The organism is Streptomyces sp. R21 (assembly GCF_041051975.1).
Lineage (GTDB): Bacteria > Actinomycetota > Actinomycetes > Streptomycetales > Streptomycetaceae > Streptomyces.
Genome location: NZ_CP163435.1, coordinates 6,271,606 through 6,296,978, shown reverse-complemented (window position 1 = coordinate 6,296,978; position 25,373 = coordinate 6,271,606). Strand labels below are relative to the sequence as shown.

22 protein-coding genes and 2 tRNA genes are annotated in these 25,373 nt (G+C 69.9%); 6 read left to right on the top strand and 18 right to left on the bottom strand.

What is annotated here, in order from left to right:
• Positions 1–22: 22 nt before the first annotated feature.
• The 3 genes from ehuA to AB5J56_RS28155 all read left to right on the top strand — a co-directional run bounded on the left by ehuA (position 23) and on the right by AB5J56_RS28155 (position 1,974).
• Positions 23–790 (top strand): ectoine/hydroxyectoine ABC transporter ATP-binding protein EhuA, encoded by a 768-nt coding sequence (gene ehuA / locus AB5J56_RS28165; RefSeq protein WP_369242839.1) that lies wholly within the window; start codon positions 23–25, stop codon positions 788–790.
• A 265-nt stretch (positions 791–1,055) separates the two neighbouring features.
• The gene (locus AB5J56_RS28160; protein WP_369236249.1) at positions 1,056–1,814 is read left to right on the top strand and encodes an IclR family transcriptional regulator; all 759 of its coding nucleotides are present in this window, start codon (positions 1,056–1,058) and stop codon (positions 1,812–1,814) included.
• A gap of 86 nt (positions 1,815–1,900) precedes the next feature.
• A tRNA-Lys gene (locus AB5J56_RS28155) sits at positions 1,901–1,974 on the top strand.
• 122 nt (positions 1,975–2,096) lie between these two features.
• Here the strand turns inward: AB5J56_RS28155 and AB5J56_RS28150 are convergent.
• From AB5J56_RS28150 to AB5J56_RS28120, 7 genes are all read right to left on the bottom strand, one after another.
• On the bottom strand, positions 2,097–2,750 hold the full coding sequence (locus AB5J56_RS28150) for a response regulator (protein WP_369236247.1): 654 nt from the start codon (positions 2,748–2,750) through the stop codon (positions 2,097–2,099).
• Complete coding sequence (locus AB5J56_RS28145) at positions 2,735–3,943, bottom strand: sensor histidine kinase (protein ID WP_369236245.1); 1,209 nt, start codon at positions 3,941–3,943, stop codon at positions 2,735–2,737. The genes AB5J56_RS28150 and AB5J56_RS28145 overlap by 16 nt, the downstream gene beginning before the upstream one ends.
• Before the next feature lie 83 nt (positions 3,944–4,026).
• Entirely contained in the window at positions 4,027–5,682 is a 1,656-nt protein-coding gene (locus tag AB5J56_RS28140) for an AMP-binding protein (RefSeq protein WP_369236243.1), read from the bottom strand.
• A gap of 40 nt (positions 5,683–5,722) precedes the next feature.
• Positions 5,723–6,208: a DUF3592 domain-containing protein gene (locus tag AB5J56_RS28135; protein ID WP_369236241.1), complete on the bottom strand. Its 486-nt coding sequence runs from the start codon at positions 6,206–6,208 to the stop codon at positions 5,723–5,725.
• 126 nt (positions 6,209–6,334) lie between these two features.
• Positions 6,335–6,946, bottom strand: a complete 612-nt coding sequence (locus AB5J56_RS28130; RefSeq protein ID WP_369242837.1) for a lytic polysaccharide monooxygenase — start codon at positions 6,944–6,946, stop codon at positions 6,335–6,337.
• Positions 6,947–7,108: 162 nt separating this feature from the next.
• Positions 7,109–8,245: an SPFH domain-containing protein gene (locus AB5J56_RS28125; protein ID WP_369236239.1), complete on the bottom strand. Its 1,137-nt coding sequence runs from the start codon at positions 8,243–8,245 to the stop codon at positions 7,109–7,111.
• Positions 8,246–8,366: 121 nt separating this feature from the next.
• On the bottom strand, positions 8,367–9,701 hold the full coding sequence (locus AB5J56_RS28120) for a peptidoglycan-binding protein (protein WP_369236237.1): 1,335 nt from the start codon (positions 9,699–9,701) through the stop codon (positions 8,367–8,369).
• A 195-nt stretch (positions 9,702–9,896) separates the two neighbouring features.
• Between AB5J56_RS28120 and AB5J56_RS28115 the strand changes: the two genes are divergently transcribed.
• The 3 genes from AB5J56_RS28115 to AB5J56_RS28105 all read left to right on the top strand — a co-directional run bounded on the left by AB5J56_RS28115 (position 9,897) and on the right by AB5J56_RS28105 (position 14,293).
• Positions 9,897–9,970: transfer RNA gene (locus tag AB5J56_RS28115), tRNA-Lys, on the top strand.
• A gap of 415 nt (positions 9,971–10,385) precedes the next feature.
• The gene (locus AB5J56_RS28110) at positions 10,386–12,359 is read left to right on the top strand and encodes a glycosyltransferase family 2 protein (RefSeq protein ID WP_369236235.1); all 1,974 of its coding nucleotides are present in this window, start codon (positions 10,386–10,388) and stop codon (positions 12,357–12,359) included.
• Positions 12,356–14,293, top strand: coding sequence for a galactose oxidase-like domain-containing protein (locus AB5J56_RS28105; protein ID WP_369236233.1), 1,938 nt, complete (start codon positions 12,356–12,358; stop codon positions 14,291–14,293). The genes AB5J56_RS28110 and AB5J56_RS28105 overlap by 4 nt, the downstream gene beginning before the upstream one ends.
• A 76-nt stretch (positions 14,294–14,369) precedes the next feature.
• Here the strand turns inward: AB5J56_RS28105 and AB5J56_RS28100 are convergent, their stop codons facing one another.
• From AB5J56_RS28100 to AB5J56_RS28050, 11 genes are all read right to left on the bottom strand, one after another.
• Positions 14,370–15,383 (bottom strand): glycoside hydrolase family 6 protein, encoded by a 1,014-nt coding sequence (locus AB5J56_RS28100; protein ID WP_369236231.1) that lies wholly within the window; start codon positions 15,381–15,383, stop codon positions 14,370–14,372.
• A 435-nt stretch (positions 15,384–15,818) separates the two neighbouring features.
• Positions 15,819–16,493, bottom strand: a complete 675-nt coding sequence (locus tag AB5J56_RS28095; RefSeq protein ID WP_369236229.1) for a class F sortase — start codon at positions 16,491–16,493, stop codon at positions 15,819–15,821.
• A gap of 30 nt (positions 16,494–16,523) precedes the next feature.
• A complete protein-coding gene (locus AB5J56_RS28090) occupies positions 16,524–17,096 on the bottom strand; it encodes a hypothetical protein (protein WP_369236227.1) in 573 nt (190 codons plus the stop codon).
• Between the two features lie 137 nt (positions 17,097–17,233).
• Entirely contained in the window at positions 17,234–18,013 is a 780-nt protein-coding gene (locus tag AB5J56_RS28085; RefSeq protein ID WP_369236225.1) for an HAD-IIA family hydrolase, read from the bottom strand.
• 75 nt (positions 18,014–18,088) lie between these two features.
• On the bottom strand, positions 18,089–19,582 hold the full coding sequence (locus tag AB5J56_RS28080) for an alkaline phosphatase family protein (protein ID WP_369236223.1): 1,494 nt from the start codon (positions 19,580–19,582) through the stop codon (positions 18,089–18,091).
• A gap of 35 nt (positions 19,583–19,617) precedes the next feature.
• Positions 19,618–20,682: a 2-aminoethylphosphonate ABC transporter substrate-binding protein gene (locus AB5J56_RS28075; protein WP_369242835.1), complete on the bottom strand. Its 1,065-nt coding sequence runs from the start codon at positions 20,680–20,682 to the stop codon at positions 19,618–19,620.
• 67 nt (positions 20,683–20,749) lie between these two features.
• Complete coding sequence (locus AB5J56_RS28070) at positions 20,750–21,547, bottom strand: ABC transporter permease (RefSeq protein WP_369236221.1); 798 nt, start codon at positions 21,545–21,547, stop codon at positions 20,750–20,752.
• A complete protein-coding gene (locus AB5J56_RS28065; RefSeq protein ID WP_369236219.1) occupies positions 21,528–22,370 on the bottom strand; it encodes a 2-aminoethylphosphonate ABC transporter permease subunit in 843 nt (280 codons plus the stop codon). The genes AB5J56_RS28070 and AB5J56_RS28065 overlap by 20 nt, the downstream gene beginning before the upstream one ends.
• Positions 22,360–23,409, bottom strand: a complete 1,050-nt coding sequence (locus AB5J56_RS28060; protein WP_369236217.1) for an ABC transporter ATP-binding protein — start codon at positions 23,407–23,409, stop codon at positions 22,360–22,362. Before AB5J56_RS28060 ends, AB5J56_RS28065 begins: the two co-directional genes overlap by 11 nt.
• Positions 23,409–24,107: an HAD family hydrolase gene (locus AB5J56_RS28055; RefSeq protein ID WP_369236215.1), complete on the bottom strand. Its 699-nt coding sequence runs from the start codon at positions 24,105–24,107 to the stop codon at positions 23,409–23,411. The genes AB5J56_RS28060 and AB5J56_RS28055 overlap by 1 nt, the downstream gene beginning before the upstream one ends.
• Positions 24,101–25,225: a TIGR03364 family FAD-dependent oxidoreductase gene (locus tag AB5J56_RS28050; RefSeq protein ID WP_369236213.1), complete on the bottom strand. Its 1,125-nt coding sequence runs from the start codon at positions 25,223–25,225 to the stop codon at positions 24,101–24,103. The genes AB5J56_RS28055 and AB5J56_RS28050 overlap by 7 nt, the downstream gene beginning before the upstream one ends.
• Positions 25,226–25,373: the final 148 nt, after the last annotated feature.

The following is a 25,373-nucleotide window of genomic DNA, read 5'->3' as shown; positions in this document are numbered from 1 at the left end:
CACCGATCCCGAGACCAGCCCCCTGAAGGACCTCGCCAACCCACCCGTGGACGGCAGCGAGCTGATCCGCTTCGACAAGGTCACCAAGCGCTTCGGGGGCAACACCGTCCTCGACGGGCTCGACTTCCGCGTCGACTCCGGCAAGCACGTCACGCTGATCGGCCCCTCCGGCTCCGGCAAGACGACGATCCTGCGGCTGCTGATGACGCTGACCAAGCCCGACGAGGGCACGATCACCGTCGGCGGGGAGAAGCTCTTCCCCGCACCCGAGAAGCAGATCCGCGAGGTCCGCAAGAACATCGGGATGGTCTTCCAGCAGTTCAACCTGTTCCCGAACATGAAGGTGCTGCGGAACATCACCGAGGCGCCGGTCACCGTCCTCTGCCTGTCCAAGGACGAGGCCGAGCAGCGTGCCCGTGAGCTGCTCGACCTGGTGGGCCTCGCCGACAAGGCCGACTCGTACCCGAGTCAGCTGTCCGGCGGGCAGCAGCAGCGGGTCGCGATCGCCCGGGCGCTGGCGATGCGGCCGCAGGTGCTGCTCCTCGACGAGGTGACCTCCGCGCTCGACCCGGAGCTGGTCGCGGGCGTCCTCGACGTCCTCCGTGACATCGCCCGCACCACGGACATCACGATGCTCTGTGTGACCCACGAGATGAACTTCGCCCGGGACATCTCGGACCAGGTCCTGATGTTCGACGCGGGCCATGTCATCGAATCCGGTCCGCCGGAGAAGATCTTCGGTGAGCCCGAGCAGGACCGGACACGGGAATTCCTGAGCGCCGTGCTGTGACCCGCAGCTCGGCGGGAGTCCCCGACCAAAATCGTTGACCAGAAGTCAGTTCGGGAAATGAACACGGTGATGTCCGAGGCCCGACGACTGGGTCATGACCTTGGCATATGCCAGAGGTGGTGCGTTCCTGCTGAGAGGGCCGGAACGCGCCACTTTTCTCGCCAACAACCCCTCCCCGCAACCGTCTTGGCGGTTATCGTGGACGAAGCCCAGCTGTCCGGCTGCATCCATCTGTAAAGCCCGGCCACAAAGCGCAGGGGGAACCGTGGCGCTCAAGCACGAGCCGACCGCGCCCTACCACTCGGCCCAGGACGCCCTGCGCGTCCTGGAAACAGTGGCGCGGCACTCAACCGGCATCACCGACTTCGAGCTCGCCCGCCGCACCGGCCTAGGCACGGAGCGGCTGACCACCCTCCTGCGGATGCTGCGGCGCGAAGGGTACGTCGAGCAGATCACCGACGGTGCGTACGTCAGCGGCACCGCACTCAAGCGACTGAGCTCGGCGCACGGCCGCGACCAGGCCCTGCGCGACAAGCTCCAGCAGACCATCGACCGGCTGCGCGACTCGGTCGGCGCCGCCATCTACATCAGCCGCTACATCGACGGCGAGGTACACGTCACCCAGTGCGCCACGGGTCCCGCGACCCCCGCCGTGAACGAATGGGTCGACTTCCGCTCCTCCGCCCACGCCAGCGCGGTCGGCAAGAGCCTGCTCGGCCAGCTCGACATCAACGGCCGCCGCGACCATCTCTCCCGCCACAAGATGGCCCGTCTCACCTCGCGCACCATCACCAACGAGCGCCAGTTCCTGTCCCGGCTCGACGCCCAGCCGCCCACGGTTCCGGTGCTCGACCTCCAGGAGTACGCGATCGGCACGGTCTGCGCCGCCGTCCCGATCACGGCCGGTTCAGCCGTCGGCTGCCTCGCGCTGTCCCTCCCGGTGGAGCACGCACACCGGCTCCGCCAGGCGGCGGACACACTGAACCGGGAGGCCGCACCGGTACTGCTTTCGCTGGCGATCTGACCACCCCCTGGGTGGTCAGAAGCACCCGCCCGGACCAGGTAGTATTTCTTTTGTCGCCGACCGCGAGAGCGGACGGCGAGAGTCATGCGCCGCTAGCTCAGTTGGTTAGAGCAGCTGACTCTTAATCAGCGGGTCCGGGGTTCGAGTCCCTGGCGGCGCACGTTGACGGTGGCGGGTTGTGTTCGCAGAAAGCGCGAACACAACCCGCCACCGTCGTTTTTGCGCGGCTTCGCCGCGCGTTGTGGGGGCTTCGCCACCCACACCCCCTCGCCCTGCGGGTCCTCAGCCCCGCAGATACGCGAGCACCGCCAGCACCCGTCGATGCGTGTCCTCCGCCGGAGGCAGGTTCAGCTTTCCGAGGATGTTGCCGATGTGCTTGCCGACGGCGGCCTCGGTGACGACCAGCTCCCGGGCGATCGCCCCGTTCGACTTCCCCTCCGCGACCAGGCCCAGCACCTCCCGCTCGCGCGGGGTGAGCGCCTCCAGCGGATCGCGCCGGCGGCGCAGCAGCTGCCGTACGACCTCGGGATCCACGACCGTGCCACCCGCGGCCACCCGCTCCACCGCCTCCGCGAACTGCTCGACCTGCCCGATCCGGTCCTTGAGCAGATAGCCGACGCCGGTGCCGTCCCCGGTGTCGAGCAGCTCGGCGGCGTAGGCGCGCTGGACGTACTGGCTGAGGACGAGGACGGGGAGGCGGGGGTTCGCGGAACGCAGGGCGAGGGCCGCGCGCAGGCCCTCGTCCTGGAAGGCGGGCGGCATGCGTACGTCGGTGACGACGAGGTCGGGTGCGTGTGCCATCGCCGCGTCGCGCAGCGCATGGGCGTCCCCGACCGCGGCGACGACCTCGTGGCCGAAGCGGGCCAGCAGTCCGACGAGTCCTTCGCGCAGCAGTACGCCGTCCTCGGCGAGCACCACTCTCAACGGACCAGGCAAGGGATCTCCAGTCGCAGGGCGGTCGGCCCGCCGGCCGGGCTGTCGACGGTCAGTGTCCCATCGAGGACCGCGAGCCGGTCGGCGAGCCCGGTGAGCCCGGAGCCGCGCGCACCGTCCGCGCCGCCCACTCCGTCGTCCCGCACCTCGATCCGCAGCCTCGCCTGCTCGTACCGCCCGGTGATCCGGGCGCGCTGCGCGCCGCTGTGCCTGCCGATGTTCGCCAGCGCCTCCCGTACGGCGAAGTACGCGGCGGACTCCACGGATTCGTCGAACCTCGGCACCTCCACGTCCAGTTCCACGGGTACGGCCGAGCGGTCGGCGGCGTCGGCGATCGCGTCCCCGAGGCCGTAGTCGGCGAGGACCTGCGGATGGATTCCGTGGATCAACTCGCGCAGCTCGCCGAGGACTTGGTCGGCCTCCCGGTGGGCGGTGGCGAGCTGCCCCGCGAGCGCGGGCGGCGCGTCGAGGCGGGCCAGGCCCAGCGTCATGCTCAGCGCCACGAGCCGCTGCTGGGCGCCATCGTGCAAGTCCCGCTCGATGCGGCGCCGTTCGGCCTCGAAGGCGGCGACGAGCCGGGCCCGCGACTTCGTCACCTCGGCCAGCCGCTGCCCGTCGTCGCGCGACGCGAGCAGCAGCCGGGCGAGGGCGGCGCGGGCCCTGGCGTACTGGGCGAGTGGCCACAGGAGGGCGAGGAGGAGCACGGCCCCGGCGACCGCGCACAGCGCCGCCTGCGGGTAGGCGTCGATGAGCCACAGCTTGGCGATCCGGGTGTCGCCGCCGGAAATCGCGAGCTGGACCGGCGCCCCGAGCATCGCGCCGGGGATGCCCACCGCCACGGCGAGCACCAGCACGTCGAGGGGCCACAGGAGGAACGCGAGCAGGACGGCGTACGCCAGCTCGCGCCAGGTCGCGGGTTCGGTGAACCGGAGCCTGGCCCAGGCGGCGAGTCCCGGCTCGTCCGGGGTGCGGTGCGGGCCGGGCACGGGCTTCGCCGGGTCGGCGAGCCGCAGCCGCCATCGCTCCAGTACGCCCACGGGCACGCCGGACAGGGCCAGCAGACCGAGCAGCGGCAGGCCGACGAGCACCGGCGTCAGCGCGATCCCGACGACGGCGAGCACCAGCAGCCCGAGGAGCAGCGGGGCGCCGACGAGGACACCGCTGACGAGATATCCCGCGTATCGCATGTGTCTCATCGGACGGATCATGGGCTCACGGTAGGCGGCACCCGACCGCACGGACCATACGAGCAGGGGGTGTTGCGGGGGTGGGCCCAGCCCTACCTCGTCAGCAGTTCCTCGCGTCCCCGGTCCCGGTACTGGCCGAGCAGGTCGGCGACGTCCGCCTCCCGCAGCGGGCGGTACGCGGCCTCCCCCGGTGGCCGCCACCACACCGGCTCCGGGCAGCGGAAGCCCTCGCGGCGCAGCGCCACCCGGTGGATCTTGTTGGTGGCGGTGACGGGCATGTGCTTCACGATGCGCACGAACCGCGGGGCCATCTTGGTGCCCAAGTCGGGCTGTTCGAGAAGGAATTCGGCGAAGGCGAGGGGATCGAAGGTTCCCGAGTGCAGGGACAGGGTGGCCATCACCTGGTCGCCCGCGACCGGGTCGGGTACGGCGTAGACGGCCACGGCGGCGGCTTCCTCGTAGCGGGCGAGGATGTTCTCGATCATCGCGGCGGCGAGGTTCTCGCTGTCGACGCGCAGCCGGTCGTCCGTGCGGCCCGCGAAGTAGAGGAATCCGGCGGTGTCCCGGTAGAAGAGGTCGCCGGTCCAGTACCAGTTGTCGCGCTTGCGGGCGGCTTCCGCGGCGGGGTTGCGCCAGTAGCCCTCGAAGGGGTTGGGGCCGCGGTTGACCAACTCCCCTATCGCCTCGGACCCGTTGAGCAGTCGTCCGTCGTCGGTGAAGGCGGCCGGCGGGCATTCGGCGCGGGTGCCCGGGTCGACCACCGCGAGGTCGTCGCGGGGTGCCGCCCGGCCGACCGCTCCCGGCGGGGTGTCGGGCGTCCGCTGGATGGCGGCGCCGCCCTCCGAGGAGCCGTAGCCCTCGACCAGCCGTACACCGAAGCGGCGCTCGAAGGCCCCCGCGTCCACCACGCCCGCCTCGGTGCCGAAGCCCAGCCGCAGCGGGTTGTCGCGGTCGTCGGGGCGGGCGGGCGTGGCCAGGATGTACTGCACGGCACGGCCGACGTAGGTGAAGTAGGTGGCCCCGCAGGCGCGTACGTCGGCGAGGAAGCCCGAGGCGGAGAAGCGGCGCCGCAGCGCGATGCCCGCGCCGGCCGCGAGCGCGGGCGCCCAGTCGGCGATCACCGCGTTGCCGTGGAACATCGGCATGCAGATGTAGTGGGTGTCGCCGGGCCGTATGCCGAAGTGGTCGACCAGGGACTGCCCGGCGGCGGCCAGCCGGCCCTGGGTGCAGATCGCGGCCTTGGGCGCACCGGTCGAGCCGGAGGTGAAGAGGAGCAGGAGCCGGTCGTCCGGGGTCGCGCCGGACGCGTCCGGTTTCGTGCCCTCGTACGGCGCGAGCAGGTCGGCGTAGGAGTCCGTGTCGGTCACCAGGACGCGTACACCCGGCAGTTCGAGTCCGCCGAGGAGGGGCAGGTGGGCCCGTTCGGTGATCAGTACGCGGCACTCGGTGTGCAGGATGTCGCGGGCCAGTTCCGGGCCCCGCCGGGTCGGGTTGATCCCGGCGACGGCGGCACCGGCGAGGGAGGCCGCGCCCAACCACATCGGGTATTCGGGGGTGTTGTCGAGCAGGACACCGACGTGCGGCTCGGCGCCGGGCGGCAGCAGGTCCCCCAGCAACGCCGCCCGGGCCGCGGCGCTCGCCGCCACCTGGTGGTGGGTGAGGATCCGCCCCTCGCACCACAGCCCGGGGCGGTGGTCGCCCCACCGTTCCGTGACGAGCTCCGCGACGGTGCGCCTCTTGGACTCCATGGGGGCGCACGTTAGTTGACGGTCCGTCAGATGTGGAGGGCTACGGCATCATGTCGCCCGGGTCGTCCATCATGCCGGCGGTCGACGCGAAGATCTCGTGGGCCGCGACCATGAACACGACGCAGAAGGCGATGACCACGCCGCCCATCACCACGAAGCACCCCATGCCGCTCCAGAGCTTCCCGGGGCCGGGAGTGTGCGCCGTGGCCTCCTCGGGGCGCTCCGCGACGTAGTACGCCGTCACGATGTCGCCCTCCAGGATCGTCCCCGGTCCGTTCTCCTCCTCGAAGCGGACGGTGCGGCCCTCGCGCGTCGTGAACTCGTAGACGTGGTGCAGTGTCGTGCTCACCGAGGTGTCGCCACCGCCGCCGCTGGTCGTGGTGTAGGTCCGCAGACAGCGCGCCTCCGCGGTGAGCCCGCTGTTCCAGGCGCTCCTGATGCGCCGGGCGCGCTTGAACAGCCGGCTCGCGGCGAAGAGCACGCCCGCGATCATGAGCGTGGGCACGATGTAGAAAAAGACTTCCATGACGGTCCCCCGGTGTTCCGTACAGCTCCACGCACGTCGCCTGGTCGTGGCGACGTGCGTGGAACGTACCTGATCAGAGGGGATCCGCTCCTCAAGAGAGGCTCAGAACGTTCCTGAGAACGCGGCTCAGAACGTGACGTCCGCGCACGAGTAGAACGCGTTCGCCGTGTCCGCGATCGTCCACACCCCGAGGATGATGTGGTGCCCGCTCAGCCCCGAGGGCAGGGTGCCGGTGTGGGTGAGCGTGGACGGCGGGCGCTGGCCGCCGTACGGGACGGTCAGGAACGGAGTGGTGTTCAGGTCCGCCCTGGTCAGCGCGTGGTTCTGGTTCCAGCCCGACTTCGTGACGTAGTACTTGAAGTCGGTCGTGGCGTGCATGGCGGTGAACTGCCAGCGGAAGGTGTAGCTCTGCCCTCCGCTCACCCTGGTCGTCGGCCAGGCCGTGCCCGCGGGTGTCTTCGGCTGGTCGAGCTGGCCGAAGTTGGTGTGGTTCGCGGAACAGATCTGTCCGTCGTTCGGACCGGCCGCCGGGAAGCCCTTCGGGCCCTCGACGCTCTGCGGCTCCCACTGGATGTCGCCGCAGTTGGCGACGGAGCCTCCGTTCGCGGCGCACATCTTCTGTCGGCTGAGGGGCTGGTCGGTGTAGCCGTGCGCGTTGGCGCCGCCGGTGGAGAGCACGAAGGCTCCGGCGGTGGTGAGCCCGACGACGGCCGCGTAGAACTTGGTCTTTCTGTGTATACCGGGTTTTTTGCGCATGCTGCCGCTCCTGGAGAACGTGGGGAGTTCCGTGAGCCGTGCGTGCGCATCGCGATGCGTGGAGCCGATGGTTCAGGTCTAGACCAAGTCCCAGATTATTACCGCGAATTGACTGTGTCCATATCAAAGGCATGTCCATACCAATCACGGGGCGGCATCCCCCCGCCCCGCGCAGAACGCCACCGTCAGGTCCTTCACCAGCGCCTTGCGCTCGTAGTCGTCGAGTTCGACGAGGCCGCGCATGGTCAGCCGGGTCACCGTGTCCTCGACCGAGTCGACGACCGAGGTGAGCGCGGTGGCGCGGTTCTGCGCGTCCAGCGCGGCGATGCGGCGCCGGTGCATGACGGCCGCGACCTCGGGGGCGTACTCGATCCGGACCGGCTGCACCGAGAACACCTCGACGCCCACCGGCGCCGTGTCCTCCGCCACCAGACGGGTCAGCGCATCACCGACGGCGTCCGGGCGCGGCGGCACGGCACCGCCGCCCTTGGCGGCGATCCCCTCCACCGGCACCCGCGAGAGCGCCGCCTCCACGCACTCGCGCAGATACGACTCGTGGTCCTCGATGCCGAGCGTGGCCCGCGCCGTGTCCTTGACCCGCCAGACCACGAGCGCGACCACACGCAGCGCGACCCCGCTCGCGTCGACCGCGGGCAGCGGCTCGCTGCGCCAGTGCCGCAGCCGTACGTCGACGCGGCGGCGCAGCACCAGCGGGTTGACCCACAGCAGACCGGTGCGCCGGACCGTGCCGCGGTAGCGGCCGAACAGGCCGAGCACCCAGGCCCGCCCGGTCCGGCCCCGGGCGAGACCGCCGAAACCGAACAGTCCGAGCGCCCCCGCGCCCGCGTACGCGGCCCACTGCGCCGGTCCGAACCCGGCCCCGGCCGACCAGGGCAGTCCGAGTGCATCGAGTGCCGGTGCCGGTACCGCGCCGGCCCACCAGGAGGTGAGTACACATCCGGCCACCCCGCAGGCCCCGGCCAGCACACCCGCCCCTCCGGGCAGCACCCGTGCGGGTCGCTCGACGAGTTCCGGGTCGACCTCCGGCGCCGGACGCGCCGGGGCGGGCCGCCGGGCTACGCGCGGCTGCTCGCCGGTGCCGCGGCGGCGGCCCACCACGGCGGGCGCGAGCGGCACCGAGACCGGCTCGGGGTCGTCGCGGAAGAGCAGGTGGACGGGGATCTCGGTGGTCGCCTCGTTGTGGATGAGCCGGGCCGGCCGCGTACCGCCGGCCTCCGGTGCCCCTTCGGACTCCGGGCTGTGTGAAGTCGTCGTACTCATACGTGCCTCCAGCCTCCGCGCCAGATGCGTCAGTGATGTGACCGGTAAAGCCGTACCGCTTTGAGAAGCCGTGCTGATTCGAGACCGTGCTTCTCCGAGAAGCGAAGCGGCGTCCGCCCGGCTAGGCGAACAGCCGCCGCCAGGTCTCCGGCCCCGGGTAGCCGTCCGCCGCGCCGCCGCGCCAGCCCTGGGCGCGCTGGAACGCCTCGACGTTGCGCCGGTCCGCCTCGCCCCAACGCGGCCCCGGACCCGTCGTGTAGTACTTGCCGAACCCCTTCTTGACCAGTTGCTTCCCGAGCTTGGTGACGTAGGCGTTGGTCGCGCCGGGCCGGAACATCCCGCGCCCCGGATAGCCGGGCACCCCGTGCGAGGAGGGGGCGGGCGACCCCTTCGGTCCGGGGCTGCCGGGTGTTCCGGTCGGCGGGATGTCCCGGCCCTGCTTCGCCATCAGCAACGCCCAGGTCTGCGCACCCGGCAGCCCGTCCGCGTCCGCTCCGGTCCAGCCCTGCGCCTGCTGGAAGGCCTGCGTGGCCCGCCGGTCGGCGTCGCCCCAGCGCGGCCCGGGGCCCTGGGTGTAGAAGCGGCGCGCTCCCCGGTCGACGAGGAGACGGCCCAGCTGGGTGACGTACGCGTTGTTCGCGCCGGGCCCGAAGTAGACCGCCCCGGGGAAGTGGGTGGTCGCCGGGGTGCCGGAGGGGGCCGAGCCGCCGGTGCCCTCGGCGAGGCCCTTGTAGCGGTACGCCACATAGCGGTCGGAGTAGCTCCAGTAGGCATAAGGAGTGGCCTGCCTGCGGGCGTGCGGGCGGGTCTCCTCGTAGGCGACGTAATAGGTGTGCGTGTAGTCCGTCCAGCCGCCGAAAATGACGACGTGCGAGCCTTTCTCGGGGTCCGAGGGATTGTGGAAGAGGAGAATGTCGCCGGGCTGGAGCTGGTCCCGGGAAATGCGCTCGCCGAACTTGTCGAGGCTGCCCGTCCATTCGTTTCCGGGCAGGTTCCAGGCCATGGAGACAAAGCCCGAGCAGTCCTGCCGGTACCCGTCGGACCAGTAGGCACTCATGCTGTACGGCACCTGGGCGGCGATCCAGGTCTTGGCCCGGTTGATGATCTCCGCCCGGGTGGTCGCGGGCGCCTTGACCGGGGCCGCGGGTTTGCCGGCCGTCGCGGGCTTGCCGGCGGGCCCGTGCAGCGGAGCCTTGCTGCCCTGCGGGGTGCCGGGCTCGTCACCTGCGGGGATGCCCGGGTGGACGGGTCCGTGGGCGGCGGCGACCGCCGGCATCGCCTGGCCCGCGCCGAGCACGGTGCCCGCCGCCGCGGCCAGCACCAGGGCCTTGCGCGCCGCCGGATGGCCGACCGGACCGGACAGCGGGGAATGCGGCATCACGCGCCGCCAGTGAACACATCCGGGGCATTCGCAGTCGCTCGCGGGATCGAATTCCTCGAATACCGGAGCCGCCATGCGATTCCCCTCACACTCCAGGTGGAAATATCCGCGCTTCTGCACAGTCGTCAGTTTCTCAACTGTCCTCCGGTGTCGCATGTTGACGGTCCGAATGATGTACGGGGCCGCCACGACCGGGGTCCGGGCGGAGTCCGTACCGGGTCCACGGTCGGGAGCACCCTCTCCCGTCGGGTAGAGTTCTCGAGTCAGCGCGCGCCGCTAGCTCAGTTGGTTAGAGCAGCTGACTCTTAATCAGCGGGTCCGGGGTTCGAGTCCCTGGCGGCGCACCGACCGAAGAGGCCTCTCGCAGCAGCGGGGGGCCTCTTCGCCGTACCGGCGCCCCGCCTTCGTCCCATCCTCCCCAGATTCGCACAGCTGTCCCAAAGAGCGCGTATGACCGGTTAACACCGCGTTTCGCATCTTGCGATCATGATGAACGGCGTAGAACCCTGGGCTTCAAGGGACTGTCGGTACACGACAGTTGGGGGCTCGGCCGGTTGCCACTGCGATGGGGATGGGACCCCGTCCATGAATGGATGCCGAGGGGGGCATCATGCAACCGGAAGGTCGCGTTTCTGTGTCTCCACAGTGTGGATGACGTGGTGATGCTCACCTGCCACTGATGCGTCCGTGAAGGTCGAGGGGGACCCGAGCGGACGGAAGACCGACGAACACGCACCTGTGCGTGCGGGGGGATGACTCATGACGCCGACGGGCGCCCGGGAGAACTTCGACCCGTCCGAGACGACTCAGCTGAGGGTGCCATCGCACCGGACCGGCGGGTTCCGCAGAATCAAGAAATCACTGCCGAGATACGACTACGAGCACTACAGCCGGCTGGCGGGACCCCTCACGCAGCCTGACCCGGCCAAGCCCTACAAGGTCCAGTACCGCTCGCTCCTTTCGCAGGAGCCGCACCGCATACGTGCCGCGCTGATGCTGGGCGCCGCCCCACTGCTCTCGCTGATCCTGCTCGGCTGGCTGCTCCAGCCGGAGCACTGGACCGAACGCGACTACCCGGCCTACGACTTCCTTCCGGCACTCGACATCGTGATGCTGGTCTCGATCGGTCTGATCGAGTTCTTCCGCTGCATGAACGTGCTGTCGAACGCGCACGCCACGCTGGTCGCCCGCGACCCGGTCCCGGTGGTGCCCGAGACCGGCACCAGAGTCGCCTTCCTCACCTCATTCGTGCCCGGCAAGGAGCCCCTCGCCATGGTGACGAAGACCCTGGAGGCGGCCGTCAGGATCCGCCATCGGGGCCTTCTGCACATCTGGCTGCTCGACGAGGGCGACGACCCCGAGGTGAAGGCGGTCTGCGAGCGCCTCGGCGTGCACCACTTCTCCCGCAAGGGCGTCGCGAAGTGGAACCAGGCCAAGGGCCCGCACCGCGCCAAGACCAAGCACGGCAACTACAACGCCTGGCTGGAGGCGCACGGCGACGAGTACGACTACTTCGCCTCGGTCGACACCGACCACGTCCCGCTGCCCAACTACCTGGAGCGGATGCTCGGCTTCTTCCGCGACCCGGACGTCGGCTTCGTCATCGGCCCGCAGGTCTACGGCAACTACGACAACCCCATCACCAAGGCCGCCGAGTCCCAGCAGTTCCTCTTCCACGCCCTCATCCAGCGAGCCGGAAACTTCTACGGCTCCCCGATGTTCGTGGGTACCTCGAACGCCGTACGCATCAAGGCACTGAAGCAGATCGGCGGCCTGTACGACTCGATCACCGAGGACATGGCGACCGGCTTCGAGATGCACCGCGCCAAGAACCCGGCCACCGGCAGGCGCTGGAAGTCGATCTACACGCCGGACGTGCTCGCCGTCGGTGAGGGGCCCAACGCCTGGACGGACTTCTTCACCCAGCAGCTGCGCTGGTCGCGGGGCACGTACGAGACGATCATCAAGCAGTACTGGAAGGGCTTCTACTCCATGCCTCCGGGCAAGCTCTTCAACTACACCATGATGATCATCTTCTACCCGATGTCCGCCCTCAACTGGATCCTCGCGGCGCTGAGTTGCGCCCTGTTCCTGGGCCTCGGCGCATCCGGCGTGAACATCGACCCGACGGTCTGGCTGATGCTCTACGGCAACGCGTCGGCGCTCCAGATCGGCCTGTACATCTGGAACCGCCGCCACAACGTCTCGCCGCACGAGCCGGAGGGTTCGGGCGGTGTGGCGGGCATGGTGATGTCGGCCCTCTCCGCGCCGATCTACGCCCGCTCGCTGATGGACGCCGTGCTGCGCCGCAAGAGCAAGTTCGTCGTGACGCCCAAGGGCGACTCGGCGAGCCCGGACACCCTGTTCGGGACCTTCCGGATCCATCTGTTCTTCATCTTCGTCTTCGGCGCCTCCATGTCCGCCTCGTTCGCCTACGGGCACGCCCACCCGGCGATGCTCACCTGGGCGTCGGTCGCGCTGCTGATCACCGCGTCGCCGATCTTCGCCTGGCAGTGGTCGCTGCGCCAGGCGAGGAAGAAGCCCGCGGCGCCCGACACCGTGCAGGTTCCCGTGCAGGCCTCGGGGCCGCAGCAGGAGCAGCACGCGCCGCACACCCCGCAGCACAAGCCCAGTTGGGCCGCCGCGAGCGGGGGCGGCGCAGGCACTGACGAGCCGACGGATCAGCCGATGGACCAGACGATGCAGATCGCCTTTGGGGGACGTAAGAAATGAAAGACGGTGCAAGCCGCCGCCGCGCTCGTCGTCTTGCGATAGGCGCGGCGGTGGTTCTCGCGCTGGCGGGGATGAACGGGCCGTGGCTGTATCGCTTCGGGACGGAGCAGTACCACCAGTACAAGATCAACAAGCCGGAGTACAAGGCCGACAACGGGCATTGGGACGTCGTCGACTTCCCCGAGGAGTACCGCCTGAACACCATTCACGCGGCCCTGCTGCACACCGGCAAGATCCTGCTGATCGCGGGTTCGGGCAACAACCAGGACAACTTCAACGCGAAGCGGTTCGAGACGCGCATCTGGGACCCGGTCAAGAAGACCATCAAGAAGATCCCGACGCCGGCCGACCTGTTCTGCACGGGCCACACCCAGCTCGCCAACGGCAATCTGCTGATCGCGGGCGGGACGAGGCGGTACGAGAAGCTGAAGGGTGACGTCACCAAGGCCGGCGGCCTGATGATCGTCCACAACGAGAACCCGGACAAGCCGATCACGCTGCCCGCGGGCACCAAGTTCAGCGGCAAGAAGAACGGCAAGACGTTCGTCTCCAAGGATCCGGTGCTCGTGCCGCGCGCGAAGAAGGTCTTCGACAAGGCGACCGGCGCGTTCCTGCGCAACGACCCGGGCCTCGGCCGGATCTACGTCGAGGCGCAGAAGAGCGGCACCAAGTACGAGACGGGCACCCAGGACAACTACCGGATCCAGGGCCTGACCGGCACCGACGCCCGCAACACCTACGGCATCGCACAGAAGCTCGCCCTGGACAAGAAGGACTTCCAAGGCATCCGCGACGCCTACGAGTTCGACCCGGTCGCCGAGAAGTACATCAAGGTCGACCCGATGAACGAGGCCCGCTGGTACCCGACGCTCACCACCCTGTCGGACGGCAAGGTCCTCTCCCTGTCCGGGCTCGACGAGATCGGCCAGCTGGTCCCGGGCAAGAACGAGGTGTTCGACCCGAAGACCAGGAAGTGGACGTACACCAAGGGCATCCGCCAGTTCCCGACGTACCCGGCGATCTCCCTGATGCAGAACGGCGAGCTGTTCTACTCGGGCTCCAACGCGGGCTACGGGCCGGACGACGTGGGCCGCGACCCGGGCATCTGGGACCTGGACACCAACAAGTTCACCAAGCTCAAGGGCATGAGCGACCCGGACCGGCTGGAGACGTCCGGCACGGTGCTGCTGCCGCCCGCGCAGGACGAGAAGTACATGGTGATCGGCGGTGGCGGGGTCGGCGAGTCCGACAAGTCGAGCAGGAAGACCCGGCTCATCGACCTCAAGTCGAACGACCCGAAGTTCGTGGACGGGCCCGAGCTGGAGAAGGGCACCCGCTACCCGCAGTACTCGATCCTGCCCGACGACACCGTGCTGGTGTCGGGCGGCTCCGAGGACTACCGCGGCCGCGGCGACTCCAACATCCTCCAGGCGCGGATCTACAACGCGAAGTCGAACACCTTCAAGCAGGTCGCCGACCCGCTGGTGGGCCGCAACTACCACTCGGGCTCGATCCTGCTGCCCGACGGCCGCGTGATGTTCTTCGGCTCCGACGCGCTCTACGCCGACAAGGCCGACACCAAGCCCGGCGTGTTCGAGCAGCGCATCGAGATCTACACCCCGCCGTACCTCTACCGGGACTCGCGGCCCTCGCTCTCCGGCGGCCCGAAGACGGTTGCCCGCGGCGGCTCGGCGACGTTCACCTCGGCGCACGCCTCGTCGATCACGACGGCCCGGCTGATCCGGCCGAGCGCGTCCACGCATGTCACCGACGTCGACCAGCGGTCCATCGCACTGGACCTCAAGAAGACGAAGGACGGCATCAAGGTCACCCTGCCGAAGAACCGGAACCTGGTGGAGTCCGGCTGGTACATGCTCTTCGTGACGGACGACCAGGGGACGCCGAGTAAGGCGCAGTGGGTGAAGGTGCCGTGATACAGAGCTAGTTGTTACGTGACTGGGGGCGCCCTCCGCTTCGGAGGGCGCCCCCAGTCACGTAGCAAGTAGTCGGCTATTTGCTGGACTTGGCCAGCTTGAGGGCGTAATCCGCCCACCACTGCCCCGCCTTGGGCCCGCCCTTGCACGTGCCGTCCGACTCGCCCGGCCGCTTGACCCACAGGTAGGCGTCCACGAGCGCGTCGTCGGTCCTGGTGGTCGGTTCCTCGCCGAGCGCGCGGCCCGGCGGGTTGCACCAGTTCTCGTCGGCCTTGCCGCCCGTGTACGGCCCGTTGCCGTTGCGGCTGGTGTCGATCACGAAGTGCTTGTTGCCGACCTTCGCGGACAGCTGCTTGCCGTACGCGATGGAGTCCTTGGTCGAGTAGAAGTTGGAGACGTTGACCGAGAAGCCGTCGGCCTGGTCGATGCCCGCCTGCTGCAGCGGCTGGAAGATCTGGTCGGGGTGGCCCCAGCCCGCGTTGCCCGCGTCCAGGTACACCTTCGTGTTCTTCAGGGACTTGAGCTTGCCGACGGCGTTCTTGAGGAGGAAGTAGCGCTCCTCCTGGAACTCGGCCGGCGTGCACTGGTTGACCAGATGCAGGATCGCGTCCGGCTCCAGGATCACCGTGGCCGGCCGGTCGCCGATTCCCTGGGCGACCCCGTCGATCCACGCCTTGTAGGCGTCGCCGTCCGCGGCGCCGCCCTGCGAGAACTGGCCGCAGTCGCGGTGCGGGATGTTGTAGAGGACGAGGATCGCGGACCGGTTCGCCTTCTCCGCGGCCTCGGTGAAGCCGCGCGCCTCCGCCTCCGGGTTCTCCGGGCCGATCCACTCGCCGGTCGGCTGCTCGGCGATCTTGCGGATCTGCTCGGCGTCGTCCTTCTGGCCGTCCTTCACATACCGGGCGACCTGCTCGGCCGCGTTCCCGGACGGGTTGACCCAGAACGGGTCCGAACTCCTGGGCTGCTGGGTGACCTTGGCACCCGCGCCGTCGTCATCGTCGCCGCCCCCGGAGGAACACCCGGCGAGCAGCAGTGCCGCCCCCGCCACCGCCACGGACGCCCAAGTTCCGGCTCCCCTCTTGCCGTACATCCAACTCCCCCTTGGGTGCACTGTCCGAAGTACCAATCCTGACATACCCGCCGCACCGCCCACGAGATCGCCCGGACCTTGTCGGTGAGCTGTTACAGCCCGGACGGCCGTATCCGCGAACTCGGTGAGTATCACGAACAAATCCGGCCGCGACCTGCACGGATCACTCTGCGCCACGATATGGCGACCTGGCGTCAAACAGCCTCTAGGCCGCAGCGCTCATCCGTTCTACAGTTGCCTCAAACGGCCCCAGCCCCAGGCCCCTTGACCATCACCCATCGCATAATCCGGCCTGCCCGGATTGGCCCCAGAACCTCCCGCGCTGGTCGCCGGGTTACTCCCGCAGCCCGTGCGCGCGCGGTCGAGGACCAGCCCGGCCGGCGGCTCCGGGGGGAGCGGGCCGTCGGCCGGGCCAGGTGCCCGCCCCGGGCGCCTTCACATCCCCGTGCCGCTCAGGTACGCGGAGGCCACGACGTTCGCCGAATAGGTGCGGGTGGCCCGGTCGAACGTGCCGCCACAGGTGATGAGCCGCAGCTCGGGCCGGCCCGACTGCCGTGGCCCGTAAGCCTGTTGGGCATCGAAGCGGTCGCGTGCGAGGACCCGGACGTCCTCCACGCTGAACACCGCGACCGTGCCGTCGTCGCGGATCACCCGGACCGTCTCGCCGGGTCGCAGCGAGCTGAGCCGGTAGAAGACCGCGGGCCGGGTCTCGGTGTCGACGTGCCCCACGAACAGCGCGGTCCCGGCCGCCCCGGGCTTCGCCCCGCGCGCGTACCAGCCGACCACGCCCGGCTGGTCGTAGGGCGGCGGATCGACGGCTCCCTGCGGATCGAGCCCGCGGGACACGACCGGCGCCTGCACCCCCATCGCCGGGATGTCGATGCGCTGCGGAGCGGCCTCCCCGAGCGGCTTGAGCGCGGGCGGCAGCCGCACCTCCGGCGGCCGCCCCACCGCCGCCATGTCACCGGCGACCGGCGCCGACATGCCCTGCCGTACGTCCGTCACCTCGCGCCCCCACAGCCACAGCCCGAGCAGCAGCACCACCCAGGCGACCCCCATCAGCAGGCGCGCGGTGCCGGAGGAACGCTCCCGCTCGGACCGTTCGGACATCGCGAAACGTTCTGACATCTCAGCTGTCCGTCAGTCCGCGTCCTGGTTCCGGCGAGTGCTCCGCATCGCCACGGCGAACGCGGCGACGCTCGCGAGGACGAGGCCGATCACCGCCTGCCGGGTGCCCGGTCCGGTGTTGCGGACGTCCACGGCGTGCGCGGCGTTCACCGACGCCAGATGCGCGGTGCCGCCGCCGCCCGCGTGGACGGGGGCGACGGGCGACGCGGGAGCCAAGGAGGAAGAGGAGGACGACCCTGGGACGGTGGCCCCGGGGACGGTGATCCTGCCCGTCACCTTGCCGTCGTGGCCGTCGCAGCCGACCTTGATGTCGTACGTGCCGGGTGCCAGCGAGGAGCGGACGCGCGTCTCGCCGACGAGCGCGCCGTCGGGCGCGGCGCCGGTGAGCCGGGCGTCCGCGACGAACGCAGCGGACACGGCCGTTCCCGTCCGCCCCGCGCAGCCCTGCGCCGTCAGCCGGATGTCGCTGCCGGCGACGGGGGACGCGGGCGTCACGGAGACGCCCACCCCCGCGGCGTACGCATCGGGGGTGAACGCAGCGGCGACCACCGCCCCGGCACAGAGAGCGAGTCGCAGTGAACCCATCGTGAACCTCCAGATACCTGGAGACTCCTCCTCGGGCCGGGCGGGCGCATCCGGGGAGCGCGCCGACTGCTCCGTACGAGTTCGGGTTCCTCGCGGTACTCGCGCGTGAACGCGGTTCTCGTGGTTCTCGCGCGGGATCAGATCCGGTCGACGAGGTCCGCGATCGAGTCCACGATCTTCGACGGCCGGTAGGGGTACTTCTCGATCTCCGCGGGCGTGGTCAGCCCGGTGAGGACGAGGTACGTCTCCATCCCGGCCTCCAGTCCGGCGAGGACGTCGGTGTCCATGCGGTCGCCGATCATCGCGCTGGTCTCGGAGTGCGCGCCGATGGCGTTGAGGCCCGTCCGCATCATCAGCGGGTTCGGCTTGCCAGCGAAGTAGGGCTGCTTGCCGGTCGCCTTGGTGATCAGCGCGGCGACCGCGCCGGTCGCGGGCAGCGGGCCCTCGGTGGAGGGGCCGGTCTCGTCGGGGTTGGTGCAGATGAAACGGGCCCCGTTGTTGATGAGCCGCACGGCCTTCGTCATGGCCTCGAAGGAGTAGGTGCGCGTCTCGCCGAGGACGACGTAGTCCGGCTCGTGGTCGGTGAGCACGTACCCGATGTCGTGCAGCGCCGTGGTCAGGCCCGCCTCGCCGATGACGTACGCCGTGCCGCCGGGCCGCTGGTCCTCCAGGAACTTGGCGGTGGCCAGGGCGGAGGTCCAGATGTTCTCCACCGGCACGTCCAGACCCATCCGCTGGAGGCGGGCGTGCAGGTCACGGGCGGTGTAGATGGAGTTGTTGGTGAGCACCAGGAAGGGCCGGCCGGACTCGCGCAGCTTCTTGATGAAGGCGTCGGCGCCGGGGATCGGCACGCCCTCGTGGATGAGCACACCGTCCATGTCGGTGAGCCACGATTCGATGGGCTTGCGCTCTGCCATGTGCCGATCTCCTGCCGTACTTACGCAAGGGTGCTGGGGCGCCGGTACGACGGTGTGCCGACGCCCACAGCCTAATCAAGCCGCGCTGATCTTGACCCCGTCGATCACCCAGTACCAGTTGTTGCCGCCGGTGTACCGGAAGCGGACCCGGGCACTGGTCGCACCCGCCGGAATCTGGAGGGTGACCGTCTCGGTCCGGGAGGGGACATCGGAGGTGTACGTCTTCACGGTCACCGGTGTCCTCCCGTCGTAGGAGACGAGCACCTCGCCCTGCTGCGGGGACTCCTGCCGGTAGAAGGTGGTGTAGGTGAGGGTGGCCGTCGTGCCTCCGGTCACCGGGTACGCGGGGCTGATCAGGGTCGAGTCGAAGGTGCCGGTGGGGGTCTTGTCGGACCACTCGTCGCCGTCGGCCACCGCGAAGACGTCGCGGGCCCGCACGTTGCACTCGCGCTGCTGGTCGGCCTGCGCCTTGGTCCAGAACTCGTCCGTGGTGAACGACCAGCCGCGCCACTCGGTGACTCCGCCGCCGCCCATCGCGGAGTTGTCGATGGACCAGCCGGCGGGCGGGGTGTGCGTGAAGCCGAGGACGCCGGTGCCGATGCCGGTCTCGTCCACGCGGGTCGACAACTGCGGGCGCAGCGCGTCGAAGTCGTCCGGGGAGGGCTGCTGCAGCGGACGTCCGTCGAGGCCCCAGGCGGGATCGACGGGAATGCCGAGGTGGGCGAGCGCGGAGGCGGCGACGTCCGGCATCTTCACGTCGTGGCGCACCGAACCGCCCGCCACCGCAGACCCATTGGCGATGAGGAACGTCTGCCGCTCGGGCCAGCTGGAGCCGCCGTGGCCGCCCGCGTCGGTGTGCCCGTGGTCGGCGGTGACCAGGATCAGCCAGTCCTCCCCGGCGTACGTGGCACGGGACTTGATCGCGGCGACCAGCTGTCCGACCTGGGTGTCGACGCCGTGGATCGCGTCCAGGTACTGCTGGCTGGCGGCGCCGTAACTGTGGCCCGCGTGGTCGACGTTGTCGAGCTGCACGAAGACGGCGTCGGGGTTGCCGTCTCTCAGCCGGGCCACGGCACGGGCGGTGGTGCCGGTGTCGTACTCGGCGCTCGGCGTGGACACCCGGGTGTCGACCTTCGACGAGAAGACGGTGTCGGTGATCGGCGCCCAGGACGAGACGGCGTACGTCGACAGGGACGGCTTCGCGGTCTCGATCCGGGTCAGGAAGTCGGGGTACTGGGCGAACCGGGCGCCGCTGAAGGTGTTGTCCTTCACGTTGTGCTTGTCGGGCCAGACGCCGGTGATGATCGTGGACCAGCCGGGGCCCGACAGGGTGGGCGCGAGGGGGTTGGCGTAGATGCTGCTGGGGGCGGTGAGGCCGGCGGCCATCAGGGCGTCGAGGCTCGGGGCGTCGGCGTCCTTGATCCGGTCGAGGAGGGTGCCGTCGAGGCCGACGACGAGGACCTTCGGGGTCCTGGCGGCGGCGCGGGCGGCGGTGGCGAGCGGGCCCACGGCGGTGGCGAGGGCGGCCGCGGAGAGAAGCAGCGAGCGGCGGGAGATGCGCGATGACACGTGATCCTCCGGAGGTTCGTGCGTGGGCGGGGAGCTCAACTGCCGGTGGCGGACTTCCAGTCCTCGACGTACGCCGTCAGGTTCTTGTCGATGTCGGCCCAGTCGGGCTCGAAGATCTCGACACCGTCCATGATCTTGGTCAGGGCGATGGCGTTGGCGTCGGTGGCCTCGACGTCCTTGCGGGCGGAGAAGCCGCCGCCGATCTCGCTGACCTGCTGCTGGGCCGTGCGGCTGAGCATGAAGTCGAGGAGCTTCCTGCCGCCTGCGGAGTGCGGGGCCTTGGTGACGAGGCCGGCGGCGTACGGCAGCGCGAAGGTCGTGGGCTTGCCGCCCTCCTTCGCCGGGAACCAGATGCCGAGGTGGGGCATGTCCTTGGACTGCGCGTAGTTCATCTGGACGTCGCCGTTGGCGACGAGCAGCTCGCCCTTGTCGACCTTGGGCGCGAGCTTGCCGGTGGACGCGGACGGGCCCACGTTGTTGCTCTGGAGCTTCTTCAGGTACGCGAGGGCCGCGTCCTTGCCGCCGAAGTCGTGGATCGCCTTGATGAGCACGGCGGTTCCGTCCCCGGCGACACCGGGGGTGGAGTACTGGAGCTTGTTCTTGTACGTCGGAGCGAGCAGCTCTTCCCAGGTGGTGGGCGCCTGCCCCAGCTCCTTCTTGTTGTAGACGAACCCGAAGTAGTTGTTGACGACGGAGGTCCAGGTGCCGTCGGCCGCCTTGTCGGCGCCGTCGACCTGGTCGGAGTCCTTCGGCGCGTACTTCTGCAACAGGCCTTTGCCGTCGGCCTGTTGGATGAACGGGGGCAGGGTGACGAGCAGGTCGGCCTGGGGGTTCGTCTTCTCGCGGACGGCGCGCTGCACCATCTCGCCGGAGCCGCCCTCCACGTACTTGACCTTGATCCCGGTCTCCTTCTCGAAGTCCTTGAAGACCTGGTCGTACCAGCCGTCGCCGTTCTCGCCCTTGAGACCGTCGGCGCTGTAGACGGTGACGACCTTCGCGTCGGAGGCGGCCGAGTCGCCGCCGCAGGCGGTGAGGGAGGAGGCGAGGACGAGGCCCCCGAGGGTGGCGGCGGTGATCGGGACGACCCGGTTTCGGGGCATGCTTCTGGGCGTGTTTCTGGGCATGGCGAGGTGAACTCCTTGCAGGGTTGGGCTGATGGGGCTGGTGCTATCGGTACGAGGCCTTGGTGCGGACCCGGGAGACGGCGAGCAGGACGAGGAGCGTCGCTGTCATGAGGACGACGGCGAGGGCGGAGCCGGTGAAGAGGGCGCCGCGGTCGGTGGCCGCGAAGATCTGGACCGGCAGCGGGGTCCAGTCCGGCGGGTAGAGCATCATCGTGGCGCTCAACTCGCCCATGGACAGGGCGAAGCAGAGCCCGGCGGCGGCGGTCAGGGACGGCAGCAGCAGGGGCAGCCGTACCCGCCACAGCACGTAGGAGGGCCGGGCGCCGAGGGAGGCGGCGGCCTGTTCGTACGCCGGATCGAGCCGGAGGAGAGCGGCCGAGACGGACTGGTACGCGAACGCCGTGACGAGAACGGCGTGGGCCAGGATGACGATCCACCGGGTGCCGTTGAGGAGCATCGGCGGCTTGGAGAAGGCGACCAGGACCGCGAGCCCGACGACGACGGAGGGCACGGCGACGGGCAGCATGAACAGGGCGTCCAGCAGCCTGCGTCGACGCTTCCCGAGCGCGGCGGCGGCCAGCGCGGCCCACGTCCCGACGACGAGCGCGAGCACGCTCGCGGTGACCGCCGTGACGAGGCTGGTGGTGAGGGCCTGGAGGGATTCACCCCGGGTGGCGGCGGTGTAGTGCCCGGCCGTGAACCCGGAGGGAAAGGCGCCCGACCAGTTCGTGGCGAAGGACGCGGCGAGGATCACGAGCAGCGGCAGGGCGAAGAGCGGAAGGAAGAGGAGCAGGAACAGGCCCCAGACGGCCCACTTCCCCTTACGGCTGTGCACCAACACGACGGCTCACCACCCGGTAGAGGCCGTAAAGACCCACGGAGACAAGGACGTTGACGACGGCGACCACGCACGCGCCCGGATAGTCGGACTCCAGGATGGCCTTGCCGTAGACGAGCATCGGAAGCGTGGTGACGCCCTTGGCCCCGGTGAAGAGCACGATCCCGAACTCGTTCAGACACATCACGAGGACGAGGCTTCCGCCGGCCGCGAGCGCGGGCAGCGCCTCGGGCAGGATCACCTGCCGGACGATCCGTCCGGGCCGCGCCCCCAGACTGGACGCCACCTCCACCTGCGCGGAGTCAAGCTGCGAGAACGCGGCGAGCAGTGGCCGCATCACGAACGGCGTGAAGTACGTGACCTCGGCGAGCAGCACCCCCCAGGGTGTGTTGAGGAACTGGAACGGCCCCTCCGCCGCCCCGCTGACATCCGTCCACACCCCGTTGGCCATCCCGACCGTGCCGTAGATGAACAGCAGCGCGAGCGTGATCAGGAAGGACGGAAACGACAGGAACACGTCGATGAACCGGGCGACGGCCTTCCCTCCGGGAAACGGCACGAACGCGATGACCGACGCCAGCACGAACCCGAGCACCAGACACCCTGCCGTCGCCGCCGCGGCCAGCCAGACGGTGGTCCACAGTGCCTCCCGGAACGCGGCCGACGCGAACACATCGGCGTACGGCTGAAGGGAGGTCCCACCGGAGTCCGGCTGGAAGGACTGCTGGACGACGAGGAGGAGAGGATAGAGGAAGAGGAGGGAGAGGACGGCTACGGGGGGTATGGCCCAGAGGGTTCTCAGGGGATTACCGGACCTACTGCCCATGGCCCACCTCTGCGTTGAGCAACACCGCGTCCTCGGGCGCGAAGTGCAGAGTGACGACGTCCCCGTGCGAAGGGGGTTCGCGAAGCTCACGAAGGTCCGCCATCACCCGATTGCCGCCCACATCCACGTACAACCGATGCGTGGCCCCGCGCCACTGGATCTCCCCGAGCCGCCCGGAGAGCTGGTTGGGCCCGGGCCCCAGCCCCACAAGATGGGGCCGGACGCACAGCGTGGCCCGCGCCCCCGGCGCGATTCCCTCCGTGGAGACCTTGAGCTCGGCCCCGCCGAAAGAGACACCCCCCGCCCCCACTGTCACGGGCAGCAGATTCGCGTTCCCCACGAAGGACGCCGTGAACTCATGCCGAGGAGCCCGGTACAGCTCCCGAGGCGTCCCGCACTCCCGCACCCGAGCCCGGTCCATGACCGCGATCCGGTCGGCCAGCGTCAGCGCCTCGACCTGGTCATGGGTGACGTACAGCATCGACACGTCGGGCAACTCCCGGTGCAGTCGGGCGAGTTCGCCGAGCATGCCGGACCGGAGCTGCGCGTCGAGCGCGGAGAGCGGTTCGTCGAGGAGCAACACCCCGGGCCGGATGGCCAACGCCCGTGCGATGGCGACGCGTTGCTGCTGACCGCCGGACAACTCCCGTGGATACCGCCGCGCGTACGCCGCCATGCCGGTCATCTCCAGCGCCTCGGCGACCCGCCCCCGGATCTCGCCCCCCGGCGCCTTCTGCGCCTTGAGCCCGAAGGCGACGTTGTCGGCGACGCGCATGTGCGGGAAGAGCGCGTACTGCTGGACGACCATGCCGATCCCGCGCCGGTACGGCGGCAGGTCGGTGACGTCGCGTTGCCCGATGAACACCCGCCCGGAGACGGGCCGTACGAACCCGGCGACGGCCCGCAGCGCGGTGGTCTTCCCGGAGCCGGACGGCCCGAGCAGCGCCATCACCTCGCCGGGTTCGACGGTGAGGTCGAGCGCGTCGAGGACGACGTTGCCGTCGTAGGCGACCGTGACCGAGTCGAAGCGGATGCCCATCACCCGCCTCCCCGGAGCAGCGCGGGCAGTTCGGCGACCGAGCCGAGGACATGGGTGGCGCCGGCCGAACGCAGCGCGTCGTTCGCGTGGGCGCCGGTGAGCACTCCGGCGACGATCCCGGCCCCGGCGCGGGCGCCGCTGAGCATGTCGAACGAGGTGTCGCCCGCGACGGCGACCTGGTGGACGCCCTCAGCGGCCTTGGTGCGCAGGAAGGCTTCGAGCACCATGTCGGGGTACGGCCGTCCGCGGCCTCCGGCGTCGGCGGGGCAGAGCGTGAGCGGCACCAGCGTCCGCCAGCCGAGCGCGTCGAGGATGGCGTCCTGGGTGACGCGGGCGAACCCGGTGGTCAGCACGACTGCGCAGCCGCTCGCCAGCAGTTCCTCGACGGCTTCGCGCGCCCCGGGTATCGGTGCGATGAGCCCGCCGTCGACGAGTTCGCCGTACGCCTTCTCGAAGGCCGAGTTGGCACGCCGGGCGAGCCCCTCGTCCCCGAACAGGTGCCGGAAGACGGAGATCTTGGACTCTCCCATGGTGGCCCGGACGTACGCCAGCTTCTCCGCGTGATCCGGGCTGCCGGGCTCAACGCCCAGCTCTGCGGCTGCTGTTGCAAAGGCCCGTTCGACGAGCCCGCCGTCGGCGACGGTGGTACCGGCCATGTCGAGGACGACAAGACGTGTGCGATGCAACTCGGTCACCATCCCAGCTCGTCGGCGGTGGTCTCGGCGATCGCCGGCGAGCAGGTCATGCCGCGCCCGCCGGGCCCGGTGACCAGCCACACCCCGTCACGCACCCGCTGCCGGTGCACGACCCGGCTCGGGTCGGTGCACTGTGCGTACACCCCCGCCCAGCGGCGGCGGATCCTGGGCAGCGGGCGGCCGAGGAAGGACTCGACGACCCCGGTGAGGTGGTCGTAGGGGTCTTCGAGGGTGTCGAAGGCGAAGGGGTGCTCGTACTCGTGGGTGTCGCCGATGGTCAGTCCGCCGTCGGCGCGCTGCACCATGAGCAGCTGCATGCGGTGAGCGGCGGCCGTCTCGGACTGCGGCTGGTGCGCATCGAGTTCGTCGAGCGCGTCGCTGCGGTAGGCGGGGTAGTAGCGGAAGCTGTCAGCGTCCGCGACCGAGGTGGTGAGCGGTTCGCCCAGCGGATCGGTCTGCATCATCTGCAGCCGCACCCGCCGCACGGGCAGCTCCCCTCCCACCAACTCCCGCACGAGACCGCCGAGCCAGGCCCCCGTGCACAGCACGACCGCGTCGCCGGTGTGCACGTCGCCGTGGTCGTCGCGCACGGCGTTCTCGCCGACGACGTCACGGACCTCACGGCCGGGCAGAAAGGTGTAGTGGGGCGACTTCAACAATTCGGCCCGGAAGGCGAGTTGGGCGGTGCGGGGCTCGACGGCCGCGTCGCGCTCGCAGTACAGCGCCGCATCGAACGCGCCGCGCAGGGCCGGGTTGACCGCGCGCGCCTCGTCCGCCGTGAGCAGCTTGTAGCCGCGGGCGGCGGCGTCCGTACGGGCGAGCGCCGCCTCGGCGACGGCGAGTTCACGGGGGCCGCGTACGGGCGTCAGGGAACCGTTCGCCCGGAAGCCGAGCCCGGGGATGCGGGCGCCGATGGCCTCCCACAACTCCCGTGCCCGCAGGGCGGTTTCGAGTTCCTCGCCGCCCGCGCGGCCACTCACCCAGATCTGGCCGAAGTTGCGCAGCGAAGCCCCTCGGGCCTCCGCCTCACGCTCGATCTGCACGACGTCGTGGCCGCGCTCCAGTGCATGCCAGGCGTGCAGGGTACCCAGCACGCCGGCTCCGACAACTATCACTCTCACGACGGCAACGCTCCTCGGGAAGGGGGAATCGGAAGGGTCCGCCCGGCATCCAGATGGTGAACTGCCCATCACTTTTGGGCTAGACCCGTTATCGTTACGTTATAAATATGGCGGGCCGGATCCCGCCCAAACAGCCGGAAAATACGGG